Here is a 25,961-nt window from a genome sequence, read left to right on the forward strand (position 1 = left end):
GCAGTCTGCGATCTTTTATTTGGCTTTTAAAACAAGATCAAGAGATCGCAGCCTGCGGCAGCTCTTACAGGGGCGATGTATAGGCGGGAAGAGATGTTAGGCTCTGCCCCGAACCCTGCGCGCTGTGAAGGAAGGTTTATGTTGAAGTTGCTCGCTCTGCTCACGCTCCTGGCGTCCACCGCTGTCCACGCTCAAACCCCGCTGCACACTGATCTGCCGCTCAAGTACCTGGAGCACACCGACGCTGAATCCCGCAACCAACCCCTGGTGATTTTTCTGCACGGTTACGGCAGTAACGAGCAGGACCTGTTCGACATCAAAGATGAGTTGCCGCCGCGGTACAACTACCTGTCGGTGCGGGCGCCGATGACGATGGAGGAGGGCAGTTACCAGTGGTTTCGCCAGAAGGGCGAGGGCGCCTATGACGGCGAGACGGACGACCTGAAAGCCAGCGGCCAGGTGCTGCGGGATTTTGTCGCACAAGCGGCGAAGAAATATCACACCGAAGCGGACAAGGTATTCCTGGTGGGGTTCAGCCAGGGCGCGATCATGTCCTACGAGGTCGCGTTGCGTCATCCCGAGGCGGTGGGCGGCGTTGCGGCGTTGAGCGGACGCATCCTGCCGGTGCTCGAGTCCGAGCTCAAACCGGATGAAAAACGCCGGCAGCTGGCGATTTTCATCGGTCATGGCACCGCCGACAAACGCCTGCCCTACAACGATGGCACCGATGCCGACAGCCTGTTGCAGCGTCTGTCACTCAAGCCCGAATTTCATGCCTATCCGGGTGTTGGGCACAGCATCAGCGTCACTGAGATGCGGGATTTGAGCGCCTGGTTGCAGCGCCTCAATCCCTGAATCGGTCGGGTTTATTTGCCGCTGACGATTTGTTTCACCAGCGTATCGTGGCCGGTTTTGTCGTTGGGGCGGGAAATGACCTGAACGATGGCCATGCGCGTGCCGGAAGCGGCCATCAGCGTGCTGTCGAGGGTCAGGCCGCCGCCCTGGGTGGCGGTGCTGTCGATCTGCCGAAGGCCCAGGCCTGTGCCTTTCTGGGTCAGGCTTTTTTCGCTGGTTTTGTTGAAATCCGGCAAAGCGTTGCGTTGCTCGGTGGCGAACGCGGACACGGTGGCGTCAAGGAACTCACCGTCGTTGTCCTTGACGTTGGCGCCTCCGGGGAGGGTGTTTTCGGCTGCAATCACCACGGTTTTGGTGGTCTGGTTGGTGTACATCGTACCCGTCGCCCCGGCGGTGCCGGTGGTTGCATCGCCGGCCGGCAGCGGGTTGGCGATGAAGCCCTTGGGCAGGGTGAAGGTGAACTTGCCGCCGAGCATCGAGACCTTCTGGGTCGGCGCTTTGTCGCTGGCAGTGGCCTTGGCCGCCTGCGCATTCAAGGCGCCCAGACCCGTAGCCGCCATCAGCAGCAGAACAGCGGCTTTTTTACTCAACAATGACATTCAAACTCTCCGTGGGATGATCCGCGCTTTGATGGCGATCATCCCATGGATCGCGATCCTGTAGCAGGGTGCGTTCTCACCTTGTGGCGCGGTGCGGTGATCATCGTTAGAAATCCTGGGATCACCAGCAGTTTGAGCATCAGCACGCACGCGTCTCCGATCGGTGTGAGATGGCCACGTTAGCATTGCGACTACCTATATCGCGAGCAAGCCCTCTCCCACATTGGAATTGTGCCGATCACAAAATTTGTGATCGACCCCCGATCAACTGTGGCGAGGGGGTTTTGGGTTACACCCGTTCGATTGCCAGCGCTACACCTTGGCCTCCGCCGATGCATAACGTCGCCAGACCTTTCTTGGCATCGCGTTTGATCATTTCATGTAGCAAGGTCACCAGCACTCGGCAACCCGACGCACCAATTGGGTGACCCAGCGCAATCGCGCCGCCGTTGACGTTGACCTTGTCCAGATCCCATTCCAGGTCCTTGGCCACTGCCAAAGATTGCGCGGCGAAGGCTTCGTTGGCTTCGATCAGGTCCAGTTGATCGATGGACCAACCGGCCTTGTCCAGGCAGCGGCGAGTGGCCGACACCGGGCCGATGCCCATGATCGCCGGGTCGACGCCCGCGTTGGCATAAGCGGCGATCTTCGCCAGCACTGGCAGCCCCAGCGCTTTGGCTTTTTCCGCACTCATCAGAATCACCGCAGCGGCGCCGTCGTTCAGCGAAGAGGCGTTGCCAGCAGTCACCGAGCCGTCCTTCTTGAAGGCCGCTTTCAGTTTGCCCAGGGAGTCGGCGGTGGTGCCGGCGCGAGGCTGTTCATCGGTGGCGAAGGACAGTGGATCGCCCTTGCGCTGCGGGATCAGGATCGGGGTGATCTCATCGGCAAACCGCCCGGCTTCGATGGCGGCCACGGCTTTCTGCTGGGAAGCGGCAGCGAAGGCGTCCTGTTGCTCACGGGTCAGGCTGTACTTCTCAGCCAGATTCTCGGCGGTGATGCCCATGTGGTAATCGTTGAACGCATCCCACAAACCGTCGCTGATCATCGTGTCGACGATCTGCGCGTGACCCATGCGCAAACCGGTGCGGGCGCCCGGCATGACGTAATTGGACAGGCTCATGTTTTCCTGGCCGCCGGCGATGATCACTTCGGCATCGCCGCAGCGAATCGCCTGAGCCGCCAGATGCAGGGCTTTCAGGCCCGAGCCGCAGACTTTGTTCAGGGTCATGGCCGGCACGGCGAAGGGCAGGCCGGCCTTGATCGCGGCCTGACGCGCAGGGTTCTGCCCGGCACCGGCGGTCAATACCTGGCCCATGATCACTTCATCGACTTGCGCTGGATCAAGACCGGTTTGCGCCAGCAACTGGCGGATCACCGCAGCACCGAGGTCAACCGCGGCCACATTGGCCAGCGACCCCTGGAAGCTGCCGATGGCAGTGCGAGTGGCGGCAACAATCACAACTTCTTGCATGGAAGGATTCCTCACTGGGCAGCGAACTGCATTTCCGGGACGTGGTCAGGCACGATCAGTTTACCAGCGGTCTTGGCGACGATTTCTTCGACGCTGACGCCCGGCGCACGTTCCTTGAGAACGAACGCGCCGTCCTGGATTTCCAGGTAGGCCAGGTCGGTCAGCACGCGTTTGATGCAACCGGCGCCGGTCAGCGGCAGGCTGCAACGCGACAGCAGTTTCGACTCGCCGTCCTTGGACGCGTGGGTCATGGTGACAATGATGTTGTCCGCACCGGCCACCAGGTCCATCGCGCCGCCCATGCCCTTGACCAGTTTGCCGGGGATCATCCAGGAGGCGATGTTGCCTTCGACGTCCACTTCAAACGCGCCCAGCACGGTCAGGTCGATATGGCCGCCGCGGATCATTGCGAACGATTCGGCGGACGAGAAAATCGACGCGCCAATACGCGCGGTCACGGTTTGCTTGCCGGCGTTGATCATGTCGGCGTCGACTTCGGCGTCGGTCGGAAACGCACCCATGCCGAGCAGGCCGTTTTCCGATTGCAGCATGACTTCCATGCCTTCAGGGATGTAGTTGGCGACCAGGGTCGGAATGCCGATGCCGAGGTTCACGTAGTAGCCGTCCTGCATTTCGCGGGCGACGCGCTGAGCCATTTGTTCGCGGGAAAGTGCCATTGTTGTTATTCCTTCATTCAGTCCGGGGGCAGGGGATCACTTACGCACGGTGCGCTGTTCGATGCGCTTCTGGAACGTGCCGCAAATGACCCGGTCGACGTAGATGCCAGGGGTGTGGATCTGCGACGGGTCCAGCTCGCCGGGTTCAACGATTTCTTCGACTTCGACCACGGTGATCTTGCCGGCAGTGGCGGCCAGCGGGTTGAAGTTCTGGGCGGTGTGGCGATAGACCACGTTACCGAAATGGTCAGCTTTCCAGCCTTTGACGATGGCGAAGTCACCGGTGATGGACTCTTCCATCAGGTACTGGCGGCCCTTGAATTCGCGCACTTCCTTGCCTTCGGCCACCGGAGTGCCGACGCCGGTCGCCGTGAAGAATGCCGGGATGCCGGCACCGCCTGCGCGCATTTTCTCGGCGAGGGTGCCTTGAGGGGTCAGGACGACTTCGATTTCGCCGCTCAGCAGTTGCTTCTCGAACAGCGCGTTTTCGCCGACGTAAGAGGCCACCACCTTGCGGATCTGCCGGTCTACCAGCAGCACACCGAGGCCGAAACCGTCGACGCCGCAGTTGTTGGAGACCACGGTGAGATCACGGGTGCCGCGGTGCTGGATCTCGGCGATGAGGTTTTCCGGAATCCCGCACAGGCCGAAGCCGCCGGAGATCACGGTCATGCCGTCTTCAAGACCTGCCATCGCTTCCTCGTAGGAATACACGCGCTTGTCGAACCCTGCCATAGGCACCTCTTTTACTCTTTGTGGGCGGCTGGCTAGCCGGATGGGGAGGGAGTGTCTCGTCGTGGTATTCATTTGTTAAGTTGTTTTTTAGGTTGAATTGATTGATAAAGATCATCAATTAACTGCTGGCCAACTTGCAGCTTGAAACTTACGGCTTACCGCTGGAGCGGAGCGACTATGACCGTCAAACAGATCCGTGCATTCCTGGCCGTGGCGCAGAGTTTGAGTTTTGCCGTGGCGTGCGAGCGGCTGCACCTGTCCCAGTCGGCGTTGAGCCTGACCATCAAGGCGCTGGAGGAGGGCTTGGGCGGGCGCCTGTTCACGCGCAATACCCGCAACGTCGCACTGACCGCCGAAGGCGAATCGCTGCTGCCACTGGCTCGTCGATTGATTGCGGACTGGGACAATGCCGAGGATGAATTGCGCCAACGCTTCACCCTCCAGCGCGGCCGCGTGACCCTGGCGGCGATGCCGTCGTTTGCCGGCAACTTGCTGCCGCCGATTCTCAAGACCTTTCGCGCGCGTTACCCCAAGGTCAACGTTACGGTGAACGACGTGATCAACGAGCAGGTGCTGGAAATGGTTCGCGACCGTCAGGTGGAATTGGGCGTGGCGTTCGAACCGACCCAGAGTTCGTCGCTGGAATTCACCCCGTTGTACATCGACCGGTTTGTCGCGGTGGTGCCCCTCGATTCACCACTGGCGGAACTGGACGACATTGATTGGCAAACCTTGCTCAAGGAACCGTTCATTACCTTGCAACGACCGTCGACAGTGCGGGTGATGCTCGAGGAACATTTACAGACGCGCGGCATGAAGTTGCCGGTGGAGTTTGAAAGTCATCAGTTGGCGACGGTCGGGCGGATGGTCGCCAGCGGACTGGGCGTCAGTGCGGTGCCGGCATTGTGCGCCGGGCAAATGCGCGAGCTGGGCGCGCGTTGCATTACCCTGCGTGACCCGGTGGTGGAACGGGCGATCGGTGTGCTGACGACGGGGCATGAACTGTCGGCGGCGGCGCAGGCGTTGTTCGACATTCTCAAGGCTGAAAGTCTCGGCCAACAACTTTCCCCCTGAAATCCAACACGGTCCCGTAGGAGCTGCCGAAGACTCGGGCCGCGTTCGGCAGCTCCTGCAATTAGCAGTCAGCGGTGTTTATTTACGTGCCTCAAGAATCAGGTTGAACGGCGTTTCCGTGGCCCGCCGGAATTGCGTGAACCCCGCCTCGGTAAAGACCTTGCGTAACCGTGCCTCACCCGCCTGGGCACCGAGCCCGAGGCCGACCTCCTGGGACAGTGAGTTGGGCGTGCAGATAAAGGTCGAGGCGGCGTAGAACAGTCGTCCCACCGGAGTGGTGTTGGCATCGAGCGTGTCGTTGGCGAAGGGCTCGACCAGCAGCACCGAGCCGTCGGGTTTGAGCGATTCATAGGCATGCTTTGCGGCGCCGACCGGGTCACCCATATCGTGCAGGCAGTCGAAGTAGCAGATCAGGTCATAGTCATCGCCCGGATAACTCTTGGCGGTGCCCTGGAAGAACCGCGCCCGGCCGGTCACGCCACCTTCTTCGGCGCGCTGGGTGGCGACGGTGACCGAAGGCGCGTGGTAGTCGAAACCGACGAACCGTGAATTGGGAAACGCCTGGGCCATGATCACGGTCGACGCGCCATGACCGCAGCCAATGTCCGCCACCTTGGCGCCGGCTTCCAGTTTGGCGACCACTCCGTCGAGGGCCGGCAGCCATTCGCTGACCAGATGCGCCTTGTACCCTGGGCGGAAAAATCGCTCGGTGCCGCTGAACATGCACGGATGGTGATCACCCCAGGGCAGGGCGCCGTTGCCGCGCATGGCGTTGACCAGTTTGTCCTTGTCATGGAAAAACGACGCGACCACCCCAATACCGCCAGCCACATAAACCGGTGAGTCTTCGATCGCCAGCGCCAGGGCTTGCTCTTCGGGCAGTCGGAACTGGCCGTCGCGGTGTTCCATGTAACCGGAGGCGGCGTGGGCGCTGAGCCATTCGCGCAGCAGGCGGGTGTTGCAGCCGGTCTTCTCGGCGAGTGCTTCGGGAGTAACTGGCTGACTGTCGGCCATGGCCCGGTACAGACCAAGTTCTTCGCCGAGGATGACGTTGGCGAGCATCGCCGCGCCACCCATGTCGTTTACCAGTTTGCCCATGAAATCATTGAGTCTGGCCTCGTCCATCTTGTGTGCTCCTTCAGCAGGATCACGCTCCAGAGGCATTGTTTGTCGAGGCATGCACCTTTGGGCGGTGATCGTGGGAATGAACAGGACGATAACCGCGTCCTGGCTCCCCTACGGGGGTAATCAATAAGTCTAGTTCGTGTACCCCACCGTATCTGACTGCCTGTCCGATACAGTGGCCTGAGAAGAGCGGCGTTGGTGAACACAGACCCGACACACCACGGCGCTTGACTGGGCCTGCCGGTCGGCACTGAGTTTTCAGACGCTGGAGACCGGATCCCAGGATGAGATCGACACCGTGCAGACGCCCCTCACATCCGATTGAGCGCCTGCTCACTACCTGATCGATGCCAAGGGCCAGGTGCGTTACACCCACTTTGGTGAGGGGCCGTACGAGACTCAGGAGCAGATGATTCAGCAACTGCTGGAAGAGGCCAAAGCGCTTGCCGCGTAACCGCTCATCAATGGCTCACAGGTTCCTCACCATGAGCCATTGGTCTTTTCCCCAAGCCTTAAAGCGCTCCAGTACTGTCCACCCGCGTCTGGCGTAGTAGTCGCTCTGGTCCTGGGTATGCAGGTAGATACTCGCTACACCATTTTCCTTGGCCTTTGCGCATATCCCTTCGATCAAACGCTCGGCCAATCCTTTTCCTCGCGCTTGGGGTGTGATGAACACACAGGCCAGCCAAGGGCCCAGGTCAGGCCGTTGAGCCAGATCGGCCATGGCCAGCGCTGCGTCACCCAGCAGTTGATCCCCATCCTGGGCGATCAAGCATTGCCAGTGGCCATTGGTTTGGCCGTCAGCGAATTCCCGTTGCCAGTGAGGCAAGGGCTGGTCGGCGTATTCGTAGTCGAACTGCTGGTGAATCCATGAGGCAAAGGTGTCGCTGTGGTGCATATGGAGGGCGAGCCAGTCCAGGCGAGGCATAGGGAATCCTTTCAAAAAGTCGGTGGCTTGTAAGCGCTGATTCATGGCGTATCGGCAATCCGGGCACCTGGGTGTCAATGCGTTGTTACAGATAGGTGACCATGCATCGGAGAATGCCATATTTCGTGAATTCTCCGGACGATCGGCAGGACGCCGGCGTATCCGGGAGCGATAGTTTGTGGACGACGGGATCATTGCCGACCCTGTCATCACCCTCAAGAAAAGGAAGTTGCCATGCCTAAATACATTATTGAACGCGAGCTTCCGGGCGCCGGCGCACTGCCGCAACAGGAGCTCAAAGCGATCTCGCAAAAGTCCTGCGATGTGTTGCGCGAGATGGGACCAGAGGTGCAGTGGCTGGAGAGTTACATCACTGGCGACAAGATTTACTGCGTGTACATCGCGCCGAACGAGGGACTGATCAGGGAGCACGCCCAAAAGGGTGAATTTCCCATCAACAGCGTTTCCCGGGTCATGAACATTATCGATCCCACCACGGCGGAGTAAGCCGGGACGCGTTCCAACCCGCAACGGAGCAGACTTCATGAGCACACCCATTGACCTCACTGCCCTGAAAAACCGTCAGATGGCCACGTGGGCCAGCGGCGACTACGCCGTGATCGGCACCACCTTACAGATTGTCGGCGAACAACTGGCCGAAGCCTGCGACTTACTCTGTGATGAGCAGGTGCTGGACGTCGCCGCCGGCAACGGTAATGCAACGCTCGCCGCCGCGCGCCGGGGCTGCAAGGTCACGTCCACCGACTACGTGGCCAAGCTGCTTGAACGCGGCGAAGATCGCGCACGGGCGGAGCACCTGGACGTGACCTTTCAGGTGGCCGATGCCGAGGACTTGCCGTTCGAGGACGCCAGTTTCGATGCCGTGCTTTCAACCTTTGGCGTGATGTTTACGCCGGATCAACCCAAGGCAGCAGCGGAACTGGCACGGGTGTGCCGTCCTGGCGGGCGGATTGGCCTTGCCAACTGGACGCCTGAAGGCTTTGTCGGTCAGATGTTCAAGACCCTGGGCCGCCACATGCCGCCACCGATGGGCGCTCAACCGCCCTCAAACTGGGGCTCAGAAGCCTGGTTGCACTCGCAATTCGACCAGCGCGACTTCCAGCTCCAAGTGACACGGCGGTTGTTCAACTTCCGCTATCGCTCGGCTGCGCACTTCATCGACACCTTCCGCACTTGGTATGGCCCGGTTCACAAGGCTTTTGCGACCCTGCCACCTGAAGGGGGCACAGCCCTGGAAAACGACCTGACCGAACTGCTGAATCGCCTGAACCGGGCGGGGGAGCGGTCGCTGGTGGTGCCGAGTGAATACCTGGAGGTGGTGATTACCCGGCGTTGAGTTGAAAACGCAAAACACTTGTGGGAGCGAGCCTGCTCGCGATGAGGGTCTTACATTCAACATGCATGTTGACTGAAGGTCCCCCATCGCGAGCAGGCTCGCTGCCACAAGGGGTATGTGCAAAATTTGACCCGCCCCTCACTCATCCAGCCGCTCGGTGTACACCACCCACACACTGCACGGCATTTTGTACAGCAGATGCTCCACCGTGCTGCCGAGCAACCGGCCCATGCCGCGATGGCCGACCCGGCCCATGACAATCACGTCGACATCATTGGTATCGGCGTAGCGAGTCAGCACCTTGGTCGGGCTGCCCATCAGCATGTGCCGTTGCTCCGGGGCGATGCCGTTGCGGGCGGCCAATTCGTTGAAGGCATCCTCCTGGAAATTGAACAGGGTCTTGGCCTTGTCCGAAGCGAAAAACGCCGATCCGTTTTCGAAGCTGAACTCATCCGAGCTGATAGACGAAAGGTCATAGGCGTAGACCACGTCGAGCTCGGCATTGCAGGAACTCGCCAGTTTTGACGCTTCGTGCAGGATCCGGTCGTTGAAGCTTTTGTATTGATCATCACTGTGGAAGGGGTCGACCGCCGCAACGATCTTGCGCGGCAATGCATGAATGGCATGGCTGACGAAGTGCAGCGGCACCGGGCATTCGCGCAGCAAATGCACGTCGAGAGGGGTAAACACCAGCCGCGACAGCCGTGATTGATGTTCCAGCGCCTTAATCAGCACATCCATCGGCTGCTCTTTGAGGTGAATCAGGATTTCCTCCAGCGGATTTTCGACCCAAACCACCTCGGTGGTGGCATGCACACCGATCTTGCGCAAGGGGCGGGCCTGTTCCTCAAGCCACTGGTGGTGGCGCTCGACATACCCCAGACGCATCTGTTCCAGGGCTTTTTCGTTGACCAAACCGGCGGTCGCCAGACCCTCCAGATAGTCGAAAGCCACGATGTGCAGGGCTGCATCCTCGGCCTTGGCCAGTGCTGCGGCCCGGTCGAAGGCGGGGCTGTGTTCCATCAGGGGCGAAGCGACCAGCATGAAACGTGCTTGACCAGACATGACAAACCTCCCGTTCAATACACCCAATCCTTTAATTATTGACCATGATCGGTCTCTCTTCCGTGAGGTTCATGCGAGGGGTGTCATGGCGAAGTTCTAATGTGGGGGGCTTTGGTGTTCGCGTCATCTAGATAACCTTCGCGCCCCGTGCCTCCAGCAACTCTCGTAATACGGAACGGTGGCAGTGCGCCTCGTCCTCGCAATAACACCCCACAGCCAGCGACGTTTGATGGGAGAGGGCGGCCAGCAGATCGAGCAGCTGGCTGGGCGCGGGATGGTTCATCTCGGCCTTGAATTTGCGCTTGAAGGCTCCCCAGGCTTTGGCATCGTCCGCCGCTTTGGCTTCGGCCACCAGCTCGGGGCTGGGGGACAGCAGCGGTTGCCACACATCGTAGAAATCCCGGCTGGCAAACTCGGCCTTCGGCACCCCCCGAGGCGGGCGGCGGACCGTGCCCAGGCGCAGGCCTTCATTCGCGGTGCGGGGTGAGCCGAGTTGGACGATGTGGATGGGCATGATCGCCGTACCTATTTGAGCCGCGAGCCGTCGAACCATTCCAACGCTGTGCGCCAGAAACAGATCCCCAGGAAGTACGCCGACATCAGCAGCCACAAGGCCATCACCAGCGGGTTGATGACCGGGTGGTTGACCACCAGCGACAAGCTGCACAGCAGCCAGATGGCCGTCACGGCAATGTTGATCGGCATGAACCGGTGCACGCGGAACGGGTGCAGAAACTTCATTCGGGTCACGGTCAGTAGCGCTAGGCCAATGACGGTGAGCAAGGTGATCCACGGTGAGGGATCGATGATGTACAGGCACAACGCAACTACGTTCCACGCGGCGGGGAAGCCCTGGAAGTAGTTGTCTTTGCTCTTCATGTTGACGTTGCAGAAGCAAAACAGCGACGACACCAGAATCAGCGACACGGTCAGCAGCAGGGTGTAGTCCGGCAACGGGATGTAGCGATAGATGAATAGCGCTGGAATGAACACATAGGTCAGGTAGTCGATCACCAGGTCGAGGATCGATCCGTCGAAACTCGGCAGCACCGATTGCACATTCACCTTGCGCGCCAGCGCGCCGTCCAGACCGTCGACGATCAGCGCCACGCCCAGCCACAGCAGGCAATTGGTCGGCTGGTTCTCCAGCAAGGCGAGGGTCGCGAGGAAGGCTGTGACCACGCCAGTGGCGGTAAAACCATGGGCGCCCCATGCTTTGAGCCTGGCGATGTGTACGGTGGATATCACGGGAGCATTCTCCAGAAAGTGAAGCAAGCCAGTTATCACCCACTTGTTGAGGGCATCGGCAAACGGGGTCGGGTTGCAGGTATCGACCGGATTTTCGGGAATAAGGTTCACCACCCTTGAATCTTAGCCGCCGCGCAAAAAAATACCCCGGAAATATCCGGGGCATGTATTGAGCGTTGACCGATGTCGAGACTGCGTCAGCTCAGCGAGGGGTGGAACACGCGCAGCCGATGGTTATCCGGGTCAAGCACGACGAAAGTGCGACCGAAGTCCAGCTCTGTCGGTGCTTGCGCCATGGTCAACCCAAGCGCGCTCCAATCGGCAAACAGTGCATCGACCTGCTCGGCGGACTCCACCGGGAACGCCAACTCGGTCCCGCCGCCCGTCATTTGCGCGGCTGGCTCGGCGGTATGCCGTGACCAGAGCCCCAGTTTGTAGCCGCCCTCCAGAACAAACAGCGCAAAGGTCGGCGACTCTTCCACGGGCTTGCGCTCCAGCAGAAACTCATAGAACCGCGCGCTGACGGCAGGGTTTTCCACGAAAAGCAAAATATAACGGGGAGTGATCATAGGGCTGCTCCATTCAAGGTGAGCGCAGCATAAAAGCAGGCGCTGTCAGTTTCTGTCAGGAGTGTGAAGGCGAAGGGCAGTAGACATGCCGTCAGCCAGACGGCGTTGGCGGAATGTCGGGCGAGGACTATCGTTGCCTGACTGAGTTTCTGCCCATTGATGAGGACGTCGTCATGAATACCAGCGATTTGCTTGAGCAATTACTGCGGGCCGGCCAAGGCTCGCAGCCGCAACAGAGTGGCGGTGCGGCGTCAGCTCAAGGTGGTTTGGGCGATCTTGGCGGGTTGCTGGGTGGTTTGTTAGGGCGCGGGGCGGGCGGCGGAGGCCTGGGTGGTTTGCTCGGTGGTCTGCTGGGCGGCGGTTCACCCACGGGCCATTCGACCCAGACACGTTCGGGCGGCACTAATTATGCGGCGTTGGCCTCTTTGGGGATGATGGCATTCCAGGCGTATCAGGCCTGGCAACGCAGCCAGGCTTCGGCACCACAACAGGCGCCGCGCACCGTTGACCTGTTATCCGGCCCGGAAGTCGAAGACCACAGCCACGCCATCCTTCGTGCCTTGATCGCTGCCGCCAAGGCCGATGGCCGCATCGACGATACCGAGAAGCAAATGATCAGCACCGAAATCGGCCGCCACACCGACGATCCGCAACTGCAGCAATGGCTCGATGACGAAGTCGCCCGGCCGCTGGATGCCGCCGATGTGGCGCAATCCGCCCAGGACCCGGGCATGGCCGCCGAGATGTACCTGGCCAGCGTGATGTTGGTGGACGATCAGCAGGACGCCGAGCGCAACTATCTGGATGAATTGGCCGCCGCGCTGAAAATCGATCCCGAGTTGCAAGTCCATCTGGAGCAGCAGGCCAAGGGCGGCGCTGCCTGAGCGTTCCCCTGCGATCTTTTGATTTTCAGCGGTTTCGAACATGGCAAAGATCAAAAGATCGTCCGAACGCGGCCCGAGCCTGCGGCAGAGCTCCTACGTGTGTTCTGGTAATTTCGTCAGCAGAAACGTAACGACGAAGCCGTCAGATATATCCAGTATCCGAGGCAGGTCTTCAGGCACCTTGAGCTGATTCAACGCCGCAAAAAACTGACCGCCACGCGGATCAGAAACCACGCCAATGACGCCGCGAGCAAGTGCCGTAACACCGATCCGTCTGTCCGGGTAATTTCAACGGCGATGGAATTTTCTTCCAGGCCTGTCGCTCTGCTGATGTAGAAACCTGCCCACTCAGCGTTCGGCAACGAGCATCAGCCATGAACAAGAATCTGGACGATTACAACCGCATGCGCGATTTCTCGGCGACCTCGGAACCGGCCGCCGCCAAACGCTCGGGCAAAAAAACGGTGAAGGATCATGCGTTGCAATTCTGTATTCAGAAGCATGACGCCTCCCACCTGCACTATGACTTTCGCCTGGAACTCGACGGTGCGCTGAAAAGTTGGGCCGTGCCCAAAGGGCCGTCGCTGGATCCCAAGGTCAAGCGCCTGGCCATCCACGTCGAAGACCATCCGCTGGATTACGCCACGTTCGAGGGCACCATTCCCGAAGGGCATTATGGCGCCGGCGATGTGATCGTCTGGGACCGTGGCGTGTGGATTCCCCAAGACGATCCGGCCAAGGCGTACACCCAGGGCCGGCTGAAATTCGAGCTGAAAGGAGAAAAGCTCGGCGGCCTGTGGAATCTCGTGCGCACACACATGCCGGGCAAGCAGGAGCAGTGGTTTCTGATCAAGCATCAGGACAGCGCCGCCAGACCCGACAGCGAATACGACGTGGTCGCCGCAGAGCCGGACAGCGTGCTCAGCGACCGCACCATCGTGGAAAAAAAGCACGGTGCTGAAAAGCCTAAACCGATCAAAAAAGCCCCGGCCAAGGCGCGCAAGGAAAAGTCGACACAACTGACGGGCGCGCGCAAAGCCAGGTTGCCGGAGTTGCTCAAACCTGAACTGGCAACGCTGGTGGAATCCGCGCCGAGCGGCGAGTGGAGCTATGAGATCAAGTTCGACGGCTACCGTGTCATGGCGCGCATCGACCACGACGAAGTCAAACTCTTCACCCGCAATGGTCACGACTGGACTCATAAATTGCCCGGGCAAGCGGAGGCACTGGCAGCACTGGGCCTGGAATCGGCTTGGCTGGACGGCGAAATGGTGGTGGCCAACGAGCAAGGCGTTCCGGATTTTCAGGCGCTGCAAAACGCGTTCGATTCCGGCCGTAGCGGTAGCATCGTTTACTACCTGTTCGATTTGCCCTACCTCAATGGCGTGGACTTGCGCGAAGTGCCTGTCGAGGAGCGCAGAGCGGCGTTGGCGACGGTGCTCAAACCCAACGAAAATCCGCTGTTGCGATTCTCCGATGCCTTTGGCGAATCCCCGGAGGCCTTGCTCAATAGCGCCTGCGAAATGCAGATGGAAGGGCTGATCGGTAAACGCTTGGGTTCGCCTTATGTGTCCCGGCGTACCAGTGACTGGATCAAACTCAAGTGCAAGCATCGGCAGGAATTCGTCGTGGTCGGCTTCACCGACCCCAAAGGCGCGCGCAGCGCTTTTGGCGCGTTGTTGCTGGGGTTGCACGACCGCGACAGCGGTGAGTTGCGCTATGCCGGCAAGGTTGGCACCGGGTTCAACGAGGCGACCCTCAAGCGTATTTACGAGCAACTGAAACCGCTGCAGACGAAAAAGCCGGCGGTGATCAATCCGCCGAGCGGTTTTGAAGCCAAGGGTGTGCATTGGCTCAAACCTACGCTGCTGGCGGAAGTGGCCTTTGCCGAAATGACCAAGGACGGCTCCGTGCGCCACGCCGTGTTCCATGGTTTGCGTGATGACAAGCCGGCCAAAGAAATCACCGAGGAGCTGCCGAAAACCGTGAACACTTCAGCCTCGAAAACAGCCTCACCCAAGTCTGCGGCGAAGAACAAATCTGTCGCCGAGAAACCTGACGCCATCGAGCCAAAAACTGCCCGGTCGACTGTCGCCCCATCGCAAATCGGCCTGGCCAGCGGCAAGGTACGCATCACGCACCCGGACCGGGTGATCGACGCCAGCAGCGGCATCACCAAGCTGCAACTGGCGGAGTACTACGCCAGCGTTGCGGAATGGATACTGCCGCAACTCAAGGACCGGCCGGTGGCGCTGGTGCGCGCGCCGGACGGGATCGCCGGCGAACTGTTCTTTCAAAAGAACGCCGAACGCCTGGCCATTCCGGGGATTATTACTTTGGACAAGGCACTGACGGGCCAACCGGTGATGATCATCAACAACGCCAAAGCCCTGATCGGCGCGGTGCAGATGAGCACGGTGGAACTGCACACCTGGAATGCCACGTCAGTCGATCTGGATAAACCTGATCGCTTCGTTCTCGATCTCGATCCGGACCCGGCGCTGCCCTGGAAAAGTATGATCGAAGCGACCCAGTTAACCCTTACGGTGCTGGATGAACTGGGGCTCAAGGCGTTTCTCAAAACCAGCGGCGGCAAGGGGATTCACCTGGTGGTACCGCTGACCCGCAAACACGGCTGGGACGAGGTCAAGGACTTCAGCCACGCGATCGTCAGCCACATGGCCAAATTACTGCCGGATCGTTTTTCTGCGGTGTCCGGACCGAAAAACCGCGTTGGGCGTATCTTCATCGACTACCTGCGCAACGGCCTGGGCGCTACCACTATTTGCGCCTATGCCGTGCGCACCCGCGAAGGGCTTCCAGTATCGGTGCCGATCTTTCGGGAGGAGGTCGCCGAGCTCAAGGGCGGTAATCAATGGAATGTCCACAACGTGCATGAGCGCCTGGCCGAAATCGGTGACGAACCCTGGGCCGACCTGAAGAAAACCCGACAGACGATTACCGCCGAAATGCGCCGGCGGGTGGGGATGAAAAAATAGCCAGCGCCCCAGCATGTTGACGTCGGCGGGCGGGGCGCCTGAGTACGATCGCTGATCCTCTTTCAGGCATTTGAAATGAACGTATCGGGATAACAGCGCAAACTGTCAGGCATCACGCAACAAGTCGTTGGCATTGAGCAGCTCGTAGGCAATCTCCGGGCGCTTCTCCAACCCGCGGCGAATCGCCGCCGGAATCGACTGTCGGGTTTTGCGACACAGGCCCGGCAGTTCGCCGAGGGTGATATTGATGCCGCGCATGGTGCGCACTTCATTGAAGCCCGGAGCGATCTCGACACGCAAACCCAATTGCTCGTACATCCGGCGTTGCAGACGCTCCAGATCGCCGAGGCTCTGAAGATTTTCCAGGCGCTCGATCAAGCGCTTCTCCTCCGACCGGGTCAGGCTCAGGATGCGCAGATCCGCGCCGGGGGTTTCCAGCAACGGCTCACGCTCGCAGATGCAGGCTCCGGGCGGGCAGGGTTGGCGGATCGGAAGAGAGGTCGTCATGGGGTTCAATCATAGAGCGCTATGATCGGGTTTGCCCATGGGGTTGTTGTGCCGTTGAGCGCGACGTCTACAGCCCGGGCTTGCTGGCCTCGGCTTTGTGTTATCGCGGATCTTGTATTTCGTACCAGGACGCTTTCGAGGATACACAGGCATGTTTCTGCTTTTTAGCCAGTAATGGCGTATCCAGCGTACCTATCGCGATCGAAATCCAGTCTGGGAACGATCCTTTGGAATCAGACCAGAACAGCGAGGAGCCACAGTTGGAACAGAACTGTCGTGTTACGCCTTCGGACGACTGATAACCCTTGAGCGTCTCTGCGCTCGTCATGATCGAAACCGCTGACCTGGGAGCGCTGGCATACGTCGCGAAGGCCGCTCCATGCCCCTTTCGGCATTGGCTGCAATGGCAATGGGTGACGGCTTTCAGCTCAGTTGATACCTGATACTTCACCGCCCCGCAGAGGCAGCTACCTTGGTGAAACCCATCCATGTTCATCGTTCCCCGGATTTGATCGCGCTACTTTAAATGGGAGGGTGGAGTTTGGGGAATGGCTGCTATCGACTGTGGATTCAACCGGTTTCTGAAGCCATCCAGGTCAAAAAACTATGCAGCTGAGTCGTAAACTCTTTTGGCTTGGCGCACGGGTTCCTTGCCTGGGACAAGAAAAAAGAGATCTGCATGCTCATACACGGGTAATGCTGAATAAACAGCTCGACATGTTCTTCCAGTGTGTGCGGCCACATCGAGTCCCGTTCAGAGCGAAGTACTTGAGTTGACCGGATGAGTTTGCGCGAGGCTTCGCGTTGCAAGCGTAGCGATTGCGTCGAAGTCGCCGCCTGATCGATAAGATCGGCATACCGGGTCAGTACGGATTCGAAGTCACCATTTACGGCAATGGCGATATCACGCGACGGCTTGAACCGGTCGAAGCGATTGGTCAGATCATTTCCCCATATGCAACGACAGTGATGCTTGAGCCAATACCCCCAGCTCAATCGATTGTCAGTCGCCAATACTTCAGAACGACTACCGATATCGAAATCGATCTTGATGACTTCGGCATGCCGACTTTCCAGCGTGCGTCTTTTCGACTCCAACATTTCCAGATCCTGCGGTGCAGGAGGGCTATGCAGGACAAGGGTTAGATCCAGGTCGCAAACCCCCGGCACGGCGTTGCCTCTAGCGACGCTGCCATAAAGATAAATCCCGTCCAGCAGAAGTTCCGACCGAGTAAGCGTCATGCAAACATCCGCCAGCAAATCCTGAAACTGTGGCTGCACCTCGACATTGGGCACGGTGAGGATATATCCGTCTGCATCAATGCCACTAGGATGGAATCGTTCCATGAAGCCGTCCGTGAGTTGTATTCGGAGAGGTACTTTAACAGAGCCAATAGTGTCCGAAGATTTGAGAATCAGTCTGATTTCTACAACCTGGGCGAGCACTGCTATTTGGGGCCGGCTTGAGTCCCTGGTTTCGCAAGTTGGCGCAGCAGGACTCATGTTGCAGACGGATTAATCCCGTGGTTTCGCACTAGCGACGATAGTAGCGGTGATCGTCCTCATAGCGGTGCCGCATGGCCCGATCCTGTTGGCGCTCCCAATCGCGATGGCGTTCGGCTTCTCGGCGGGCTTGCACCTACCGAGCAGGTGCCAATCACGCGGCACCCGAATTAACTACGAAGTTGCGGTCTTTTTTTACTGAGCAGAAATGCCGGTCGCGGCGTTAACAGCGTGCATTTTCCTGTTGCGTAAATGCAGGACTTGCACGATAGCTGCGATAACGGATACCGCTCCTGCGCTGACGGCCAATGACCAGCCCGGCATTTGCAGGAGCAATATGAAGCCCCCCGCTGCGGCACCCAAGGCGCTACCCAGATAGAGCGCCGACTCATTCAGAGCCACTGCAAGATTTCCATCACCTTTATGATCACGTGCAGCGATCAATTCATTGTTTTGAGGCACCTGCAGCGCCCAGCCCACGGCACCCCACAAGGCAATCGGGAGCATTGCAAGCCAGGGCGTTACTGCCGCCGCGGCCGGTAGCGCAAACAACGAAACGCTGAGGATTATCAAGATCAGAAATGTGAGCGTCGGCCCCTTTATGCGATCCACAAGAGGCCCTACCAGGAAACTGCCCGCCACGCCGCCCAGACCCCAGACCCAAAGATAGGGCGCTATATTGCCTACTCCGCCATAGGCCGGGTCCGTCATCAGCGGAACCATAAAGGTGTACATACCAAGACTGGCCACGGCCGCCAGCAGCGAAACCACCAGAATGGTCAGTACGTTCCTGTCCGCCAACAGGGCAAGTTTTCGGCCCATGGGCATCGCCGGACCAGTAGGAATCGCGGGTAGCTTGAGGATCAGGCCTAACCAGGAAACCAGCCCGAGAAAAGCCACCAGCCACAGAGCCATCTGCCAGCCAAACTGCTCGGCGAGTAGCAGGCTGACAGGCACCCCAAGAACCGTTCCGCTGGCCATGCCGCCCATGATGACCGCAATGGACTTGCCTCTCAGTTCGGGTGCCGAGACTGCAGCGGATGCAGCGATGCCTGTTGCGAGATAGACGCCCGCGCCAATACCTGCCAGGGCGCGACAAACCAGTAGCACGGCAAAGTTATCTACCAAAGCGCTTGCCGCATTGGCAAGAACGAACAGGGCCAGCGCGACCAGCAAGCCGAACCGCTGTCGTTGTGCTGGTAGCAGGGCGACGAAGACAGGCGAGCCAACCCCATAAGCCAGTGTAAAAGCGGTGACCAGTTGTGCAGCTACGGCTACCTGCACGTCAAAGGCAAGCTCGATCATAGGGATCAGCCCCGCGGTCACGTAGGACGCCATCCCTAAGGCAAAGGCGCCAATAGCGATCAGGTAAACCGACCCCGGTATTGTTTTTGACATTAGTTAGTTACTCCTTGTGCGAAGCGCAGAGGGCATTAAAACTGGCACCCCCCCAGACTTCATCAGATCACCAGATTTACGTCGTACTCAGTGAACCACGCGGTCGTCTTGGTGTTGGGACATGTCAAGGTAATCATTACTGCACCAAGCTCTACGACTTCGCTGTCATCGTTATCAGCGAGATGAGCCATGGGATAACGGGCACAAATGCTGTTTAGAGTTGTGAAGTGCCGATATTGCCCTGAGGTGTGCTGCGCTTCGAGCTTATCTTGCAAAAGTGCCTGATACATTTTTTCTACTCCTGGCAGCGAATCCCGCGATAATCCATTACGGGTGTGAATGGCCTCTCTAAGGGGGCGAGCGGATTCTTAAACAACCTGATAGTCAGTACAATGGCTACTGTTTATGGTGTTACTAGGAGCAACTGGATAATGGAAAGGAGTTTAGAGCGCACTCGACAGGATCTGGCTGAGTTTTTGCGCAGCCGTCGTGAGCGTATATCACCCGCGCAGGCAGGTTTAACGGCCACTGGACGACGCAGAACGCCTGGCCTGCGTCGCGAAGAAGTAGCTGCATTGGCAGGTGTAGGCTTGTCTTGGTATACATGGCTCGAACAGGGGCGAGATATTAGTGTGTCGCCAGCGTTTCTAGATAATCTGTGTCGGGTTCTTCAGCTTGACGCAATAGAGCGCAGGCATCTTTACCTTCTTTCCCATCAGCGCCCACCAGCTGAGGAAGGCAAAACATGGTGCGTAGTCCCAAAAATTGTAAACCGCCTGCTAGCGGATCTTCCTTTGCGGCCCGCCTATGTTCTGAATCTTCGTTGGGATGTTCTTGCCTGGAATCCCGCAGCAGACAAAGTTTTCAGCTTTTCAGATAAACCGTCTGAGCATCGGAATATAGTGTGGATGCTGTTTACCGATGAGCGTATGAGGTCACTTTTCAGCCCTTGGGACGACCAGGCGATCCAGATGCTTTCCAGTTTTCGTAGGGATTACGTGCACGCCTCGAAAGAAAGCGATGTCGCGTCATTGGTACAGGCGCTTGAGAAAACGAGTTCGGAGTTTAAAGGCTGGTGGTCAAAACAGGATGTTCATGGGCCGTGCCAAGGTATTCGACATCTTTCGATCGAGTCATTTGGCGATGTCATATTGGAGCATACGACATTAACAATTGATGTCGATAGGCACTTGCGACTTGTATACTACGCGCCTATAGATCAAGGGACGACGGTTTCTGATTTTGAGAAATGGCTGCAGGAGGGAGTGGAAGTCAAGTTTGATGGCCTTGAGAATAATGACAACTGTAATTCCAGTGTGCGACTTCCTGGAGTATGAGGTTTCACATGTTTGAGAGTGTTGCGGGACTTGCTGGTGTGTAGTTTGTTATGCCATGCGCTCGGCGCAAATCAACGGGCCGCTGCCATAATTGCGCCGCTGCTTGAGGGCTGCTGTTCTCAATCCTTAGTGCCTTTGCAGATACATCTGCTTTGCGAAAAGAGTCAAGCCTTGACCCAACGTTGACGGCTCCAACTGCTCAAGGTATCGACGGCGAATACCAGTAACAACATGGCCAGAATAATCGTGCTGGCTTGAGCTTCCTGGAACAGGCTGAGGCTGACATAAAGCATTTGCCCCAAACCACCGGCACCGACGAAGCCGAGCACGCTGGCCATGCGGATATTGTTTTCCCAGCGGTACAGGATGTAGGCCAGTAGCTGTGGAAACAGGTTGGGCAGGGTGCCATAGCAGAAAGCCCACACGGCATTGCCGCCCTGCAGGCGGATGGCTTCGGCGGGTTCTGGTGGGGTGTTTTCCAACGCTTCGGCGAACAGCCGACCGAGCACGCCAGTGGTGTGCAGGGCCAGTGCCAGGGTACCGGCATTGGGACCGAGACCGGCGGCAAGGACCATCAGTGCAGCCCACACCAGTTCCGGAACCGCGCGCAAGGCGTTGAGCACCAGGCGCGACGCGCTCTGCAGTGGCCAGCCGAAGCGCCCGGCCGCGGGCAATGCCAATAGCAGGCCGAATACCGCCGCGAGCAGGGTGCCAAGAGCGGACATGGCAATGGTTTCCATGGCGCCGTGGCCGATGGCTTGCAGATGGCCGGAGCTCAGGTCCGGGCTGAGAAATCGCTGCGCATAAGCACCCATATGATGCAGGTTGCCGGTACTGCCGAGTTCGCCGAGGTCGATGCCCAGATAGCTGAACGAGGCGACCACCGTTGCACCGATGCAGAGCAGCAGTGCCAGGTTGATCAGGCGATTCATGCCAGCCTCCAGCGCAGCAGGCGGCTGAGTTGATCGGCGAGCAGCACCAGTACGAGGAACGTCAGTAGCAAACTGGCCACTTCACCGCCGGCGAACATGCGCAACGACAGATCCATTTGCTGGCCCAGACCGCCGGCACCGACAAAACCCATCACCACCGAGGCGCGGATGGCACATTCCCAGCGGTACACCGTGTATGACAGCAGCTCCGCCGCGACATTGGGCAGGATCCCGTAGCAAAAGGCTGCGAGCCGACCGCTGCCCGATTGCAGTAGCGCGTGGGCCGGGCGCTGGTCGACCGACTCGAAAATTTCCGCGTAGACCTTGCCCAACATGCCGCTGTAGGTAATGGCAATGGCCAGCACCCCGGCCGTCGGGCCGAGGCCGACGGCGCGCACGAACAACAGGGCCCAGACGATTTCCGGCACGCTGCGCAGGAAGATCAGTAAACCGCGTACAGGCCAGCGCAACAGTTGGCCCCAATAGCTCGGGTGGCCGGCACGGGAAGCAGCAGACAGCGACAGAGCACGGCTGGCCAACAGGCTGGCAGGGACTGCCAATAGCAACGCCAGGGCCATGCCGGCCGTGGCGATGGCCAGGGTCTGCAGGGTGGCTTGCAACAGCAGCTCAATGAACTCTTCGTCATGGGCCGGTGGCCAGAAGGCAGATACAAACCGGCCCATCTCGCTCTGACTGTCACTCGCCACCAATACGCTGAGGTCCAGCTCGCTGAAGTGGATGCCCGGCCACAGCAAGGCAAGGGCCAGCAAGGTGAGCAGCAGGCGAGGCCGGGTGGCGGGATCTCGGGTATCACGGGTCAGCATCGGGGAATCTGCACACTCAAGGGCGCCGGAGCAATCGGTGGGGACAGCAACTGTTCGTTGGCGTAGAGCTTGTCCAGCAACTCTCGGTCGACTTCGCTGGCCTGAAGGTCGAACAGGATCTGTCCATCACGCAAGCCGATGATGCGCGAAAAGTGCGCCAGGGCCAGCTCCACCGCATGCAGGCTGGCGACCAGGGTGACGTTGTGCTGCCGGGCATGGCGACAGAGCACCGAAAGCGTGTGCTGGGCCAACACGGGGTCCATGGCCGATACCGGCTCATCAGCCAGCAACACCTCGGGCGCTTGGTACAGCACGCGGGCAATGCCCACGCGCTGCAGCTGTCCGCCGGACAGTTGCTGGCATTGCGCGAATAACTTGTCACTCAGGTCCAGCCTGGCCAATGCCGCGCGTGCGCCCGGAATATCCAGTGGATGCAGCAGGTTCAGCAGGCTCTTGCCCAGCCCCCACTGACCCAGTTTTCCCGCCAGAACCGCAGTGACCACGCGCTGGCGCGGTGGCAGAGGAGGTGACTGATGGATCAGACCGATGCGGGCGCGCAGACGCTGACGCTGACGGGCAGAAAGCTGCCAGGCTCGCTCGCCGAGCACTTGCAGCTCGCCGCTGCCCGGTCGCAGGGCGGTGGCCAGCAGATTGAGCAGGCTCGACTTACCGGCGCCGGACGGGCCGATGATGGCCACCTGTTCGCTTGCACCGATGTGCAGGTCCACGCCACGCAGCGCATGGACGCCGTTGGCGTGGGTAAGGCTGACCTGGGTCAGACGCAATGTCATTTGAGCAGTTCGGCGGCGAGGGCGGCTTCCTCGATGCCCTTGTAGTTCTCAGGCTTGGTTTCGATGAATCGGCTGGCGGCCTGCAAATCCAGAATCTCCTTGTCCGCAGGCTTCGCCGGATCGAGGGCCAGGAAGGCTGCCTTTATCTTGGCCGCCAGCGCGGGATCGAGGGTCCCGCGCACTGTCCAGTTGTAGTCGAAGTAGGCCGGGGTGGTCGCAAACACTTTGACCTTGGTGGTGTCGACCTTGCCGGCAGCGACCAGTTTTTCCCACACGCTGGCGTTCAGTACCCCGGCGTCCACCTTGCCGGCCTGGACCCAGGCGACAGTGGCGTCATGGGCGCCGGAGTAGCCTACGCGACTAAAGTAGGTTTCAGGCTTGATGCCGTCCTTGAGCATAAAGTAGCGCGGCATAAGACTGCCCGACGTGGAGGACACCGAGCCGAATGCAAAGGTCTTGCCCTTGAGATCGGCGAGGGACTTGACGGCAGGGTCGGCGGTGATGAATTTGCTGGTGAATTGGGCGTCCTGTTCGCGCTGCACGAGTGGAATGGCATTGCCGGTTTTCAGGCGTGCCTGCACGAACGTGAAGCCGCCCAGCCAGGCCAGATCGATTCGATCGGTGGCCAGCGCTTCGACCACGGCCGGATAGTCGCTCACAGGCACGAACTCGACCTTCATGCCCAACTGTTGTTCCAGATAGGCGCCAAGTGGCTTGAACTTGCGCAGCAGTTCGGTCGGGGCTTCATCGGGAATCGCGCTGACTTTCAGCGTATCGGCGGCCTGCGTCAGCAGGGTGCAAAAAGACAGGGTCAAGCCGACGGCCAATGCCAGGGTGCGCTTGAGCATGGAAAATCTCCGGTGTATTAACGAAAGAATGTCGAGGCGCACACGCTGATGGCTGCCTGGCGCTTTGAGAGGGTAGACGAAATGGAGCGATATTGACCGGTTTTGGCCCAATTGCAATCTCTTGCATCGACCGGTTGAGTCCTCAATCCAAAACGGTCAATTATCGAAGCGCAAAACCACGTTTGTGGCATCACCCTCGGCCAACCTCTGCATCATGATGTCTCTCGCCCTTGCGGCATTCTGCTAATTACCGTCCGCCACCTTCCGTTCTATCTCATCTACTTTTCGACGGAGCTCTTCAGCCTCCTGCTCCTGCTTTCGAATTTGCTCCAAATCTTCAGTGTCGTTGTCCTCAAGGGCTCCTTCCACTCCATCGACGGGTTTGTCAGACGTATCGGTAGGCGGGACGTTCGAGGTCGTTTCTGATTCGTCGTCATTAACACGGTCATCATTGTTCATTTCGTTCACCTCCATTGGCCTACACATTGGATTCAACGGTATGGAGGGAGTTCGATGATAAAGACCCGCTTCGTCACGGCTTTCAACTGGCCTGATCAGTCGCATAATGGCGTTAGGGCTTTTTGAGCTTTTGCCGTTAGCATGACGCTTTATCAGCGCACCTAATGACAGGTTGGTTAACGTAACCGAGTGGGTCGAACATTGATCGAACGACGTCAATTCAGCGGGGGCATGAAGGGGAAAAACCTCCGCTATCTGAATGAAAACCCTGGCGAGCCTGCTCGAATGATTCGGGTGGGCTTTTTGCTGCTCGAGCATTTCTCGCTGCCGGCGTTCACGCAAGCGCTGGATACGATTGTCACCGCCAATCTTCTGCGCCCCGGCTTGTTCTCTTCCCGAACGTTCGGCTTGAATGAGGGGGAGGTCGTCAGCGATCTGGGCCTGGTCATTCGGCCCGATGCCCGTATCGATTCTTCAGCCATTCACAACCTGGACCTGCTGGTGATTTGCGGCGGCTACAGGACAGAACTGAAGGCGACTGATGAGTTGATCAGCCTGTTGCGAATGGCAGCAGACCACGGTGTCAGTCTGGCCGGGTTGTGGAATGGTGCATGGTTCCTGGGCAGCGCTGGCTTGCTCGATGGATACCGTTGCGCCATTCACCCCGAACATCGTCCCGCACTCGCGGAAATCTCCAAGGCGACGCATGTCACCAGTGAGCCCTATGTCATCGATCGAGACCGGCTTACCGCGTCCAGTCCCTCTGGGGCATTTCATATGGCGTTGGACTGGATCAAGGAACTGCACGATAAAGCCCTGGTCGAGGGTATCGAGGACATTCTTGCTTTCGAAGAGTCTCGTTATCGGCGCATCAAACCGGCTGAAAATATCTGTGTGAGCGCGCCGCTGCGAGAGGTGGTCAAGCTGATGGATGCCAACCTAGAAGAGCCGCTGGAGCTGGAGCAATTGGCGGTCTACGCCGGCCGTTCCCGGCGACAACTCGAACGCCTGTTCAAGGAGCAGCTCGGGACAACGCCGCAGCGATATTACATGGAGCTGCGCATCACCGAAGCGCGTCGACTTCTCCAGCACACAGAGCTGTCACAGGTAGACGTGCTGGTTGCCTGTGGCTTTGTGTCGCCCAGTCATTTCAGCAAGTGCTATAGCTCGTACTTCGGCTACAGACCTTCCAAGGAAAAGCGGCTGGTAAAGTAAAAGTATCCGTCGGTTTACCAAGAGTCCGTTACCGGTCGATTCTGTTGAAAAAATCGGATTTTCAGATCAGCTGAACTCAGGCACGGCCATCACCGGAGAACCATCTTCGGAGGCACCATTCATGCCACGTAGTCGCAAGCGATCCAGTTTCAGGATGCGCTTGAGGTGGGCAAACAACATTTCGACCTTCTTACGTTCGTGGCGAGAGCGCACGTACTCCGGCGTCGCCGCGATGCGTCGAGCCACATCACGAGCGGCTTCATGGACGCAGCGGACGATCTTGCGAATCGAAGTGTTCGGGCAGCACTTGGCTTTCATCGGACACGTTGCGCAGTCGGTCTGTCTGGATCGGAAGATGATGGTGTTGGCTTTTGTGACGTGCGAACGCTCGTTTTTGAAGGCTCGCCATTCGCTGCGTAATACGTTGCCGGCTGGGCAGCGGTATTCCTCGGCCTCTTCATTCCAGTGGAAATCGTTACTCGAAAAGCTGTCGTTCTTGCGCTCAGTGTTGTCCCATTGTCCGAGAGGGTTGCGCTATCGATCCAAAACAGGCGCGTCTCC

General features: G+C 58.9%; 28 protein-coding genes and 3 pseudogenes. 9 read left to right on the forward strand and 22 right to left on the reverse strand.

All coding sequences use genetic code 11. The features are described 5' to 3' along the window. The first annotated feature begins 138 nt into the window (after window positions 1-138). Window positions 139-855, forward strand: coding sequence for an alpha/beta hydrolase (locus tag LOY56_RS10420; RefSeq protein WP_258621544.1), 717 nt, complete (start codon window positions 139-141; stop codon window positions 853-855). 11 nt (window positions 856-866) lie between these two features. Here LOY56_RS10420 and LOY56_RS10425 read toward each other — a convergent pair whose 3' ends face one another. The 4 genes from LOY56_RS10425 to LOY56_RS10440 all read right to left on the reverse strand — a co-directional run bounded on the left by LOY56_RS10425 (window position 867) and on the right by LOY56_RS10440 (window position 4,337). Beyond that, the gene (locus tag LOY56_RS10425; protein WP_258621545.1) at window positions 867-1,454 is read right to left on the reverse strand and encodes a hypothetical protein; all 588 of its coding nucleotides are present in this window, start codon (window positions 1,452-1,454) and stop codon (window positions 867-869) included. 289 nt (window positions 1,455-1,743) lie between these two features. Next, window positions 1,744-2,925 (reverse strand): acetyl-CoA C-acetyltransferase, encoded by a 1,182-nt coding sequence (locus tag LOY56_RS10430; RefSeq protein ID WP_258621546.1) that lies wholly within the window; start codon window positions 2,923-2,925, stop codon window positions 1,744-1,746. Window positions 2,926-2,936: 11 nt separating this feature from the next. Further along, the gene (locus LOY56_RS10435; RefSeq protein WP_258621549.1) at window positions 2,937-3,602 is read right to left on the reverse strand and encodes a CoA transferase subunit B; all 666 of its coding nucleotides are present in this window, start codon (window positions 3,600-3,602) and stop codon (window positions 2,937-2,939) included. Between the two features lie 36 nt (window positions 3,603-3,638). After that, window positions 3,639-4,337 carry a CoA transferase subunit A gene (locus LOY56_RS10440; RefSeq protein ID WP_258621551.1) on the reverse strand — a complete coding sequence of 233 codons (699 nt, stop codon included), beginning with the start codon at window positions 4,335-4,337 and terminating at the stop codon, window positions 3,639-3,641. Between the two features lie 177 nt (window positions 4,338-4,514). On the opposite strand from LOY56_RS10440, the gene LOY56_RS10445 reads away from it, so the two are divergent. Then, window positions 4,515-5,411: a LysR family transcriptional regulator gene (locus LOY56_RS10445; protein WP_258621553.1), complete on the forward strand. Its 897-nt coding sequence runs from the start codon at window positions 4,515-4,517 to the stop codon at window positions 5,409-5,411. Between the two features lie 78 nt (window positions 5,412-5,489). Here the strand turns inward: LOY56_RS10445 and LOY56_RS10450 are convergent, their stop codons facing one another. Then, window positions 5,490-6,536, reverse strand: a complete 1,047-nt coding sequence (locus LOY56_RS10450; RefSeq protein ID WP_258621557.1) for a class I SAM-dependent methyltransferase — start codon at window positions 6,534-6,536, stop codon at window positions 5,490-5,492. Window positions 6,537-6,864: 328 nt separating this feature from the next. Between LOY56_RS10450 and LOY56_RS10455 the strand changes: the two are divergent. After that, window positions 6,865-6,990 (forward strand): annotated as a pseudogene (locus LOY56_RS10455) (cytochrome c biogenesis protein DipZ); the annotation flags it as partial. A gap of 15 nt (window positions 6,991-7,005) precedes the next feature. Here the strand turns inward: LOY56_RS10455 and LOY56_RS10460 are convergent. Next, window positions 7,006-7,464, reverse strand: a complete 459-nt coding sequence (locus LOY56_RS10460; protein ID WP_258621560.1) for a GNAT family N-acetyltransferase — start codon at window positions 7,462-7,464, stop codon at window positions 7,006-7,008. 234 nt (window positions 7,465-7,698) lie between these two features. Here LOY56_RS10460 and LOY56_RS10465 point away from each other — a divergent pair, with 234 nt between their 5' ends. Continuing rightward, a complete protein-coding gene (locus LOY56_RS10465) occupies window positions 7,699-7,971 on the forward strand; it encodes a DUF4242 domain-containing protein (RefSeq protein ID WP_123499640.1) in 273 nt (90 codons plus the stop codon). 37 nt (window positions 7,972-8,008) lie between these two features. Then, window positions 8,009-8,821, forward strand: a complete 813-nt coding sequence (locus LOY56_RS10470) for a class I SAM-dependent methyltransferase (RefSeq protein ID WP_258621564.1) — start codon at window positions 8,009-8,011, stop codon at window positions 8,819-8,821. A gap of 138 nt (window positions 8,822-8,959) precedes the next feature. On the opposite strand, the gene LOY56_RS10475 is transcribed toward LOY56_RS10470, so the two are convergent. From LOY56_RS10475 to LOY56_RS10490, 4 genes are all read right to left on the reverse strand, one after another. Further along, on the reverse strand, window positions 8,960-9,886 hold the full coding sequence (locus LOY56_RS10475; protein ID WP_258621566.1) for a universal stress protein: 927 nt from the start codon (window positions 9,884-9,886) through the stop codon (window positions 8,960-8,962). Window positions 9,887-10,013: 127 nt separating this feature from the next. Next, window positions 10,014-10,400, reverse strand: coding sequence for a DUF488 domain-containing protein (locus LOY56_RS10480; protein WP_258621568.1), 387 nt, complete (start codon window positions 10,398-10,400; stop codon window positions 10,014-10,016). Window positions 10,401-10,411: 11 nt separating this feature from the next. Beyond that, a complete protein-coding gene (gene pcsA, locus LOY56_RS10485; protein ID WP_258622603.1) occupies window positions 10,412-11,134 on the reverse strand; it encodes a phosphatidylcholine synthase in 723 nt (240 codons plus the stop codon). A 197-nt stretch (window positions 11,135-11,331) separates the two neighbouring features. Beyond that, window positions 11,332-11,703, reverse strand: a complete 372-nt coding sequence (locus LOY56_RS10490; RefSeq protein WP_258621569.1) for a VOC family protein — start codon at window positions 11,701-11,703, stop codon at window positions 11,332-11,334. Between the two features lie 113 nt (window positions 11,704-11,816). On the opposite strand from LOY56_RS10490, the gene LOY56_RS10495 reads away from it, so the two are divergent. Then, entirely contained in the window at window positions 11,817-12,587 is a 771-nt protein-coding gene (locus LOY56_RS10495) for a tellurite resistance TerB family protein (RefSeq protein WP_258621571.1), read from the forward strand. 93 nt (window positions 12,588-12,680) lie between these two features. Here LOY56_RS10495 and LOY56_RS10500 read toward each other — a convergent pair. Further along, a pseudogene (locus tag LOY56_RS10500) lies at window positions 12,681-12,830 on the reverse strand (cupin domain-containing protein); the annotation flags it as partial. A 131-nt stretch (window positions 12,831-12,961) separates the two neighbouring features. Here LOY56_RS10500 and ligD point away from each other — a divergent pair. After that, complete coding sequence (gene ligD / locus LOY56_RS10505; protein ID WP_258621573.1) at window positions 12,962-15,586, forward strand: DNA ligase D; 2,625 nt, start codon at window positions 12,962-12,964, stop codon at window positions 15,584-15,586. Between the two features lie 105 nt (window positions 15,587-15,691). On the opposite strand, the gene LOY56_RS10510 is transcribed toward ligD, so the two are convergent. From LOY56_RS10510 to LOY56_RS10530, 5 genes are all read right to left on the reverse strand, one after another. Beyond that, window positions 15,692-16,093: a hypothetical protein gene (locus LOY56_RS10510; protein ID WP_258621574.1), complete on the reverse strand. Its 402-nt coding sequence runs from the start codon at window positions 16,091-16,093 to the stop codon at window positions 15,692-15,694. Window positions 16,094-16,193: 100 nt separating this feature from the next. Further along, on the reverse strand, window positions 16,194-16,583 hold the full coding sequence (locus LOY56_RS10515; RefSeq protein ID WP_258621576.1) for a GFA family protein: 390 nt from the start codon (window positions 16,581-16,583) through the stop codon (window positions 16,194-16,196). 80 nt (window positions 16,584-16,663) lie between these two features. Next, window positions 16,664-17,440 (reverse strand): nucleotidyltransferase domain-containing protein, encoded by a 777-nt coding sequence (locus LOY56_RS10520; protein WP_258621578.1) that lies wholly within the window; start codon window positions 17,438-17,440, stop codon window positions 16,664-16,666. Between the two features lie 351 nt (window positions 17,441-17,791). After that, a complete protein-coding gene (locus LOY56_RS10525; RefSeq protein ID WP_258621580.1) occupies window positions 17,792-18,994 on the reverse strand; it encodes an MFS transporter in 1,203 nt (400 codons plus the stop codon). Window positions 18,995-19,056: 62 nt separating this feature from the next. Beyond that, window positions 19,057-19,284: a hypothetical protein gene (locus tag LOY56_RS10530; protein ID WP_258621582.1), complete on the reverse strand. Its 228-nt coding sequence runs from the start codon at window positions 19,282-19,284 to the stop codon at window positions 19,057-19,059. 141 nt (window positions 19,285-19,425) lie between these two features. On the opposite strand from LOY56_RS10530, the gene LOY56_RS10535 reads away from it, so the two are divergent. Next, window positions 19,426-20,331 (forward strand): helix-turn-helix transcriptional regulator, encoded by a 906-nt coding sequence (locus LOY56_RS10535; RefSeq protein WP_258621583.1) that lies wholly within the window; start codon window positions 19,426-19,428, stop codon window positions 20,329-20,331. A gap of 164 nt (window positions 20,332-20,495) precedes the next feature. Here the strand turns inward: LOY56_RS10535 and phnE (LOY56_RS10540) are convergent, their stop codons facing one another. The 5 genes from phnE (LOY56_RS10540) to LOY56_RS10560 form a co-directional block, all read right to left on the reverse strand. Beyond that, the gene (gene phnE / locus LOY56_RS10540) at window positions 20,496-21,263 is read right to left on the reverse strand and encodes a phosphonate ABC transporter, permease protein PhnE (RefSeq protein ID WP_258621585.1); all 768 of its coding nucleotides are present in this window, start codon (window positions 21,261-21,263) and stop codon (window positions 20,496-20,498) included. Next, entirely contained in the window at window positions 21,260-22,087 is an 828-nt protein-coding gene (gene phnE / locus LOY56_RS10545) for a phosphonate ABC transporter, permease protein PhnE (protein ID WP_258621587.1), read from the reverse strand. The genes phnE (LOY56_RS10540) and phnE (LOY56_RS10545) overlap by 4 nt, the downstream gene beginning before the upstream one ends. Further along, window positions 22,081-22,878, reverse strand: a complete 798-nt coding sequence (locus LOY56_RS10550; RefSeq protein WP_258621588.1) for a phosphonate ABC transporter ATP-binding protein — start codon at window positions 22,876-22,878, stop codon at window positions 22,081-22,083. The genes phnE (LOY56_RS10545) and LOY56_RS10550 overlap by 7 nt, the downstream gene beginning before the upstream one ends. Beyond that, the gene (locus LOY56_RS10555) at window positions 22,875-23,726 is read right to left on the reverse strand and encodes a putative selenate ABC transporter substrate-binding protein (protein WP_095053402.1); all 852 of its coding nucleotides are present in this window, start codon (window positions 23,724-23,726) and stop codon (window positions 22,875-22,877) included. The genes LOY56_RS10550 and LOY56_RS10555 overlap by 4 nt, the downstream gene beginning before the upstream one ends. 243 nt (window positions 23,727-23,969) lie before the next feature. Further along, entirely contained in the window at window positions 23,970-24,185 is a 216-nt protein-coding gene (locus LOY56_RS10560) for a hypothetical protein (RefSeq protein WP_258621591.1), read from the reverse strand. A gap of 231 nt (window positions 24,186-24,416) precedes the next feature. Between LOY56_RS10560 and LOY56_RS10565 the strand changes: the two genes are divergently transcribed. Then, window positions 24,417-25,400 (forward strand): GlxA family transcriptional regulator, encoded by a 984-nt coding sequence (locus LOY56_RS10565; protein WP_258622604.1) that lies wholly within the window; start codon window positions 24,417-24,419, stop codon window positions 25,398-25,400. 66 nt (window positions 25,401-25,466) lie between these two features. Here the strand turns inward: LOY56_RS10565 and LOY56_RS10570 are convergent. Beyond that, window positions 25,467-25,916 (reverse strand): annotated as a pseudogene (locus tag LOY56_RS10570) (transposase); the annotation flags it as partial. Window positions 25,917-25,961: the final 45 nt, after the last annotated feature.

It is taken from the genome of Pseudomonas sp. B21-048 (genome assembly GCF_024748615.1).
GTDB lineage: Bacteria > Pseudomonadota > Gammaproteobacteria > Pseudomonadales > Pseudomonadaceae > Aquipseudomonas.

Coding starts and splice junctions, on each gene's coding strand:
- LOY56_RS10420 (WP_258621544.1), top strand. CDS start 139: ATGTTGAAGTTGCTCGCTCTGCTCACGCTCCTGGCGTCCACCGCTGTC.
- LOY56_RS10425 (WP_258621545.1), bottom strand. CDS start 1,454: ATGTCATTGTTGAGTAAAAAAGCCGCTGTTCTGCTGCTGATGGCGGCT.
- LOY56_RS10430 (WP_258621546.1), bottom strand. CDS start 2,925: ATGCAAGAAGTTGTGATTGTTGCCGCCACTCGCACTGCCATCGGCAGC.
- LOY56_RS10435 (WP_258621549.1), bottom strand. CDS start 3,602: ATGGCACTTTCCCGCGAACAAATGGCTCAGCGCGTCGCCCGCGAAATG.
- LOY56_RS10440 (WP_258621551.1), bottom strand. CDS start 4,337: ATGGCAGGGTTCGACAAGCGCGTGTATTCCTACGAGGAAGCGATGGCA.
- LOY56_RS10445 (WP_258621553.1), top strand. CDS start 4,515: ATGACCGTCAAACAGATCCGTGCATTCCTGGCCGTGGCGCAGAGTTTG.
- LOY56_RS10450 (WP_258621557.1), bottom strand. CDS start 6,536: ATGGACGAGGCCAGACTCAATGATTTCATGGGCAAACTGGTAAACGAC.
- LOY56_RS10460 (WP_258621560.1), bottom strand. CDS start 7,464: ATGCCTCGCCTGGACTGGCTCGCCCTCCATATGCACCACAGCGACACC.
- LOY56_RS10465 (WP_123499640.1), top strand. CDS start 7,699: ATGCCTAAATACATTATTGAACGCGAGCTTCCGGGCGCCGGCGCACTG.
- LOY56_RS10470 (WP_258621564.1), top strand. CDS start 8,009: ATGAGCACACCCATTGACCTCACTGCCCTGAAAAACCGTCAGATGGCC.
- LOY56_RS10475 (WP_258621566.1), bottom strand. CDS start 9,886: ATGTCTGGTCAAGCACGTTTCATGCTGGTCGCTTCGCCCCTGATGGAA.
- LOY56_RS10480 (WP_258621568.1), bottom strand. CDS start 10,400: ATGCCCATCCACATCGTCCAACTCGGCTCACCCCGCACCGCGAATGAA.
- LOY56_RS10490 (WP_258621569.1), bottom strand. CDS start 11,703: ATGATCACTCCCCGTTATATTTTGCTTTTCGTGGAAAACCCTGCCGTC.
- LOY56_RS10495 (WP_258621571.1), top strand. CDS start 11,817: ATGTCGGGCGAGGACTATCGTTGCCTGACTGAGTTTCTGCCCATTGAT.
- ligD (WP_258621573.1), top strand. CDS start 12,962: ATGAACAAGAATCTGGACGATTACAACCGCATGCGCGATTTCTCGGCG.
- LOY56_RS10510 (WP_258621574.1), bottom strand. CDS start 16,093: ATGACGACCTCTCTTCCGATCCGCCAACCCTGCCCGCCCGGAGCCTGC.
- LOY56_RS10515 (WP_258621576.1), bottom strand. CDS start 16,583: ATGGATGGGTTTCACCAAGGTAGCTGCCTCTGCGGGGCGGTGAAGTAT.
- LOY56_RS10520 (WP_258621578.1), bottom strand. CDS start 17,440: ATGGAACGATTCCATCCTAGTGGCATTGATGCAGACGGATATATCCTC.
- LOY56_RS10525 (WP_258621580.1), bottom strand. CDS start 18,994: ATGTCAAAAACAATACCGGGGTCGGTTTACCTGATCGCTATTGGCGCC.
- LOY56_RS10530 (WP_258621582.1), bottom strand. CDS start 19,284: ATGTATCAGGCACTTTTGCAAGATAAGCTCGAAGCGCAGCACACCTCA.
- LOY56_RS10535 (WP_258621583.1), top strand. CDS start 19,426: ATGGAAAGGAGTTTAGAGCGCACTCGACAGGATCTGGCTGAGTTTTTG.
- phnE (WP_258621585.1), bottom strand. CDS start 21,263: ATGAATCGCCTGATCAACCTGGCACTGCTGCTCTGCATCGGTGCAACG.
- phnE (WP_258621587.1), bottom strand. CDS start 22,087: ATGCTGACCCGTGATACCCGAGATCCCGCCACCCGGCCTCGCCTGCTG.
- LOY56_RS10550 (WP_258621588.1), bottom strand. CDS start 22,878: ATGACATTGCGTCTGACCCAGGTCAGCCTTACCCACGCCAACGGCGTC.
- LOY56_RS10555 (WP_095053402.1), bottom strand. CDS start 23,726: ATGCTCAAGCGCACCCTGGCATTGGCCGTCGGCTTGACCCTGTCTTTT.
- LOY56_RS10560 (WP_258621591.1), bottom strand. CDS start 24,185: ATGAACAATGATGACCGTGTTAATGACGACGAATCAGAAACGACCTCG.
- LOY56_RS10565 (WP_258622604.1), top strand. CDS start 24,417: ATGAAGGGGAAAAACCTCCGCTATCTGAATGAAAACCCTGGCGAGCCT.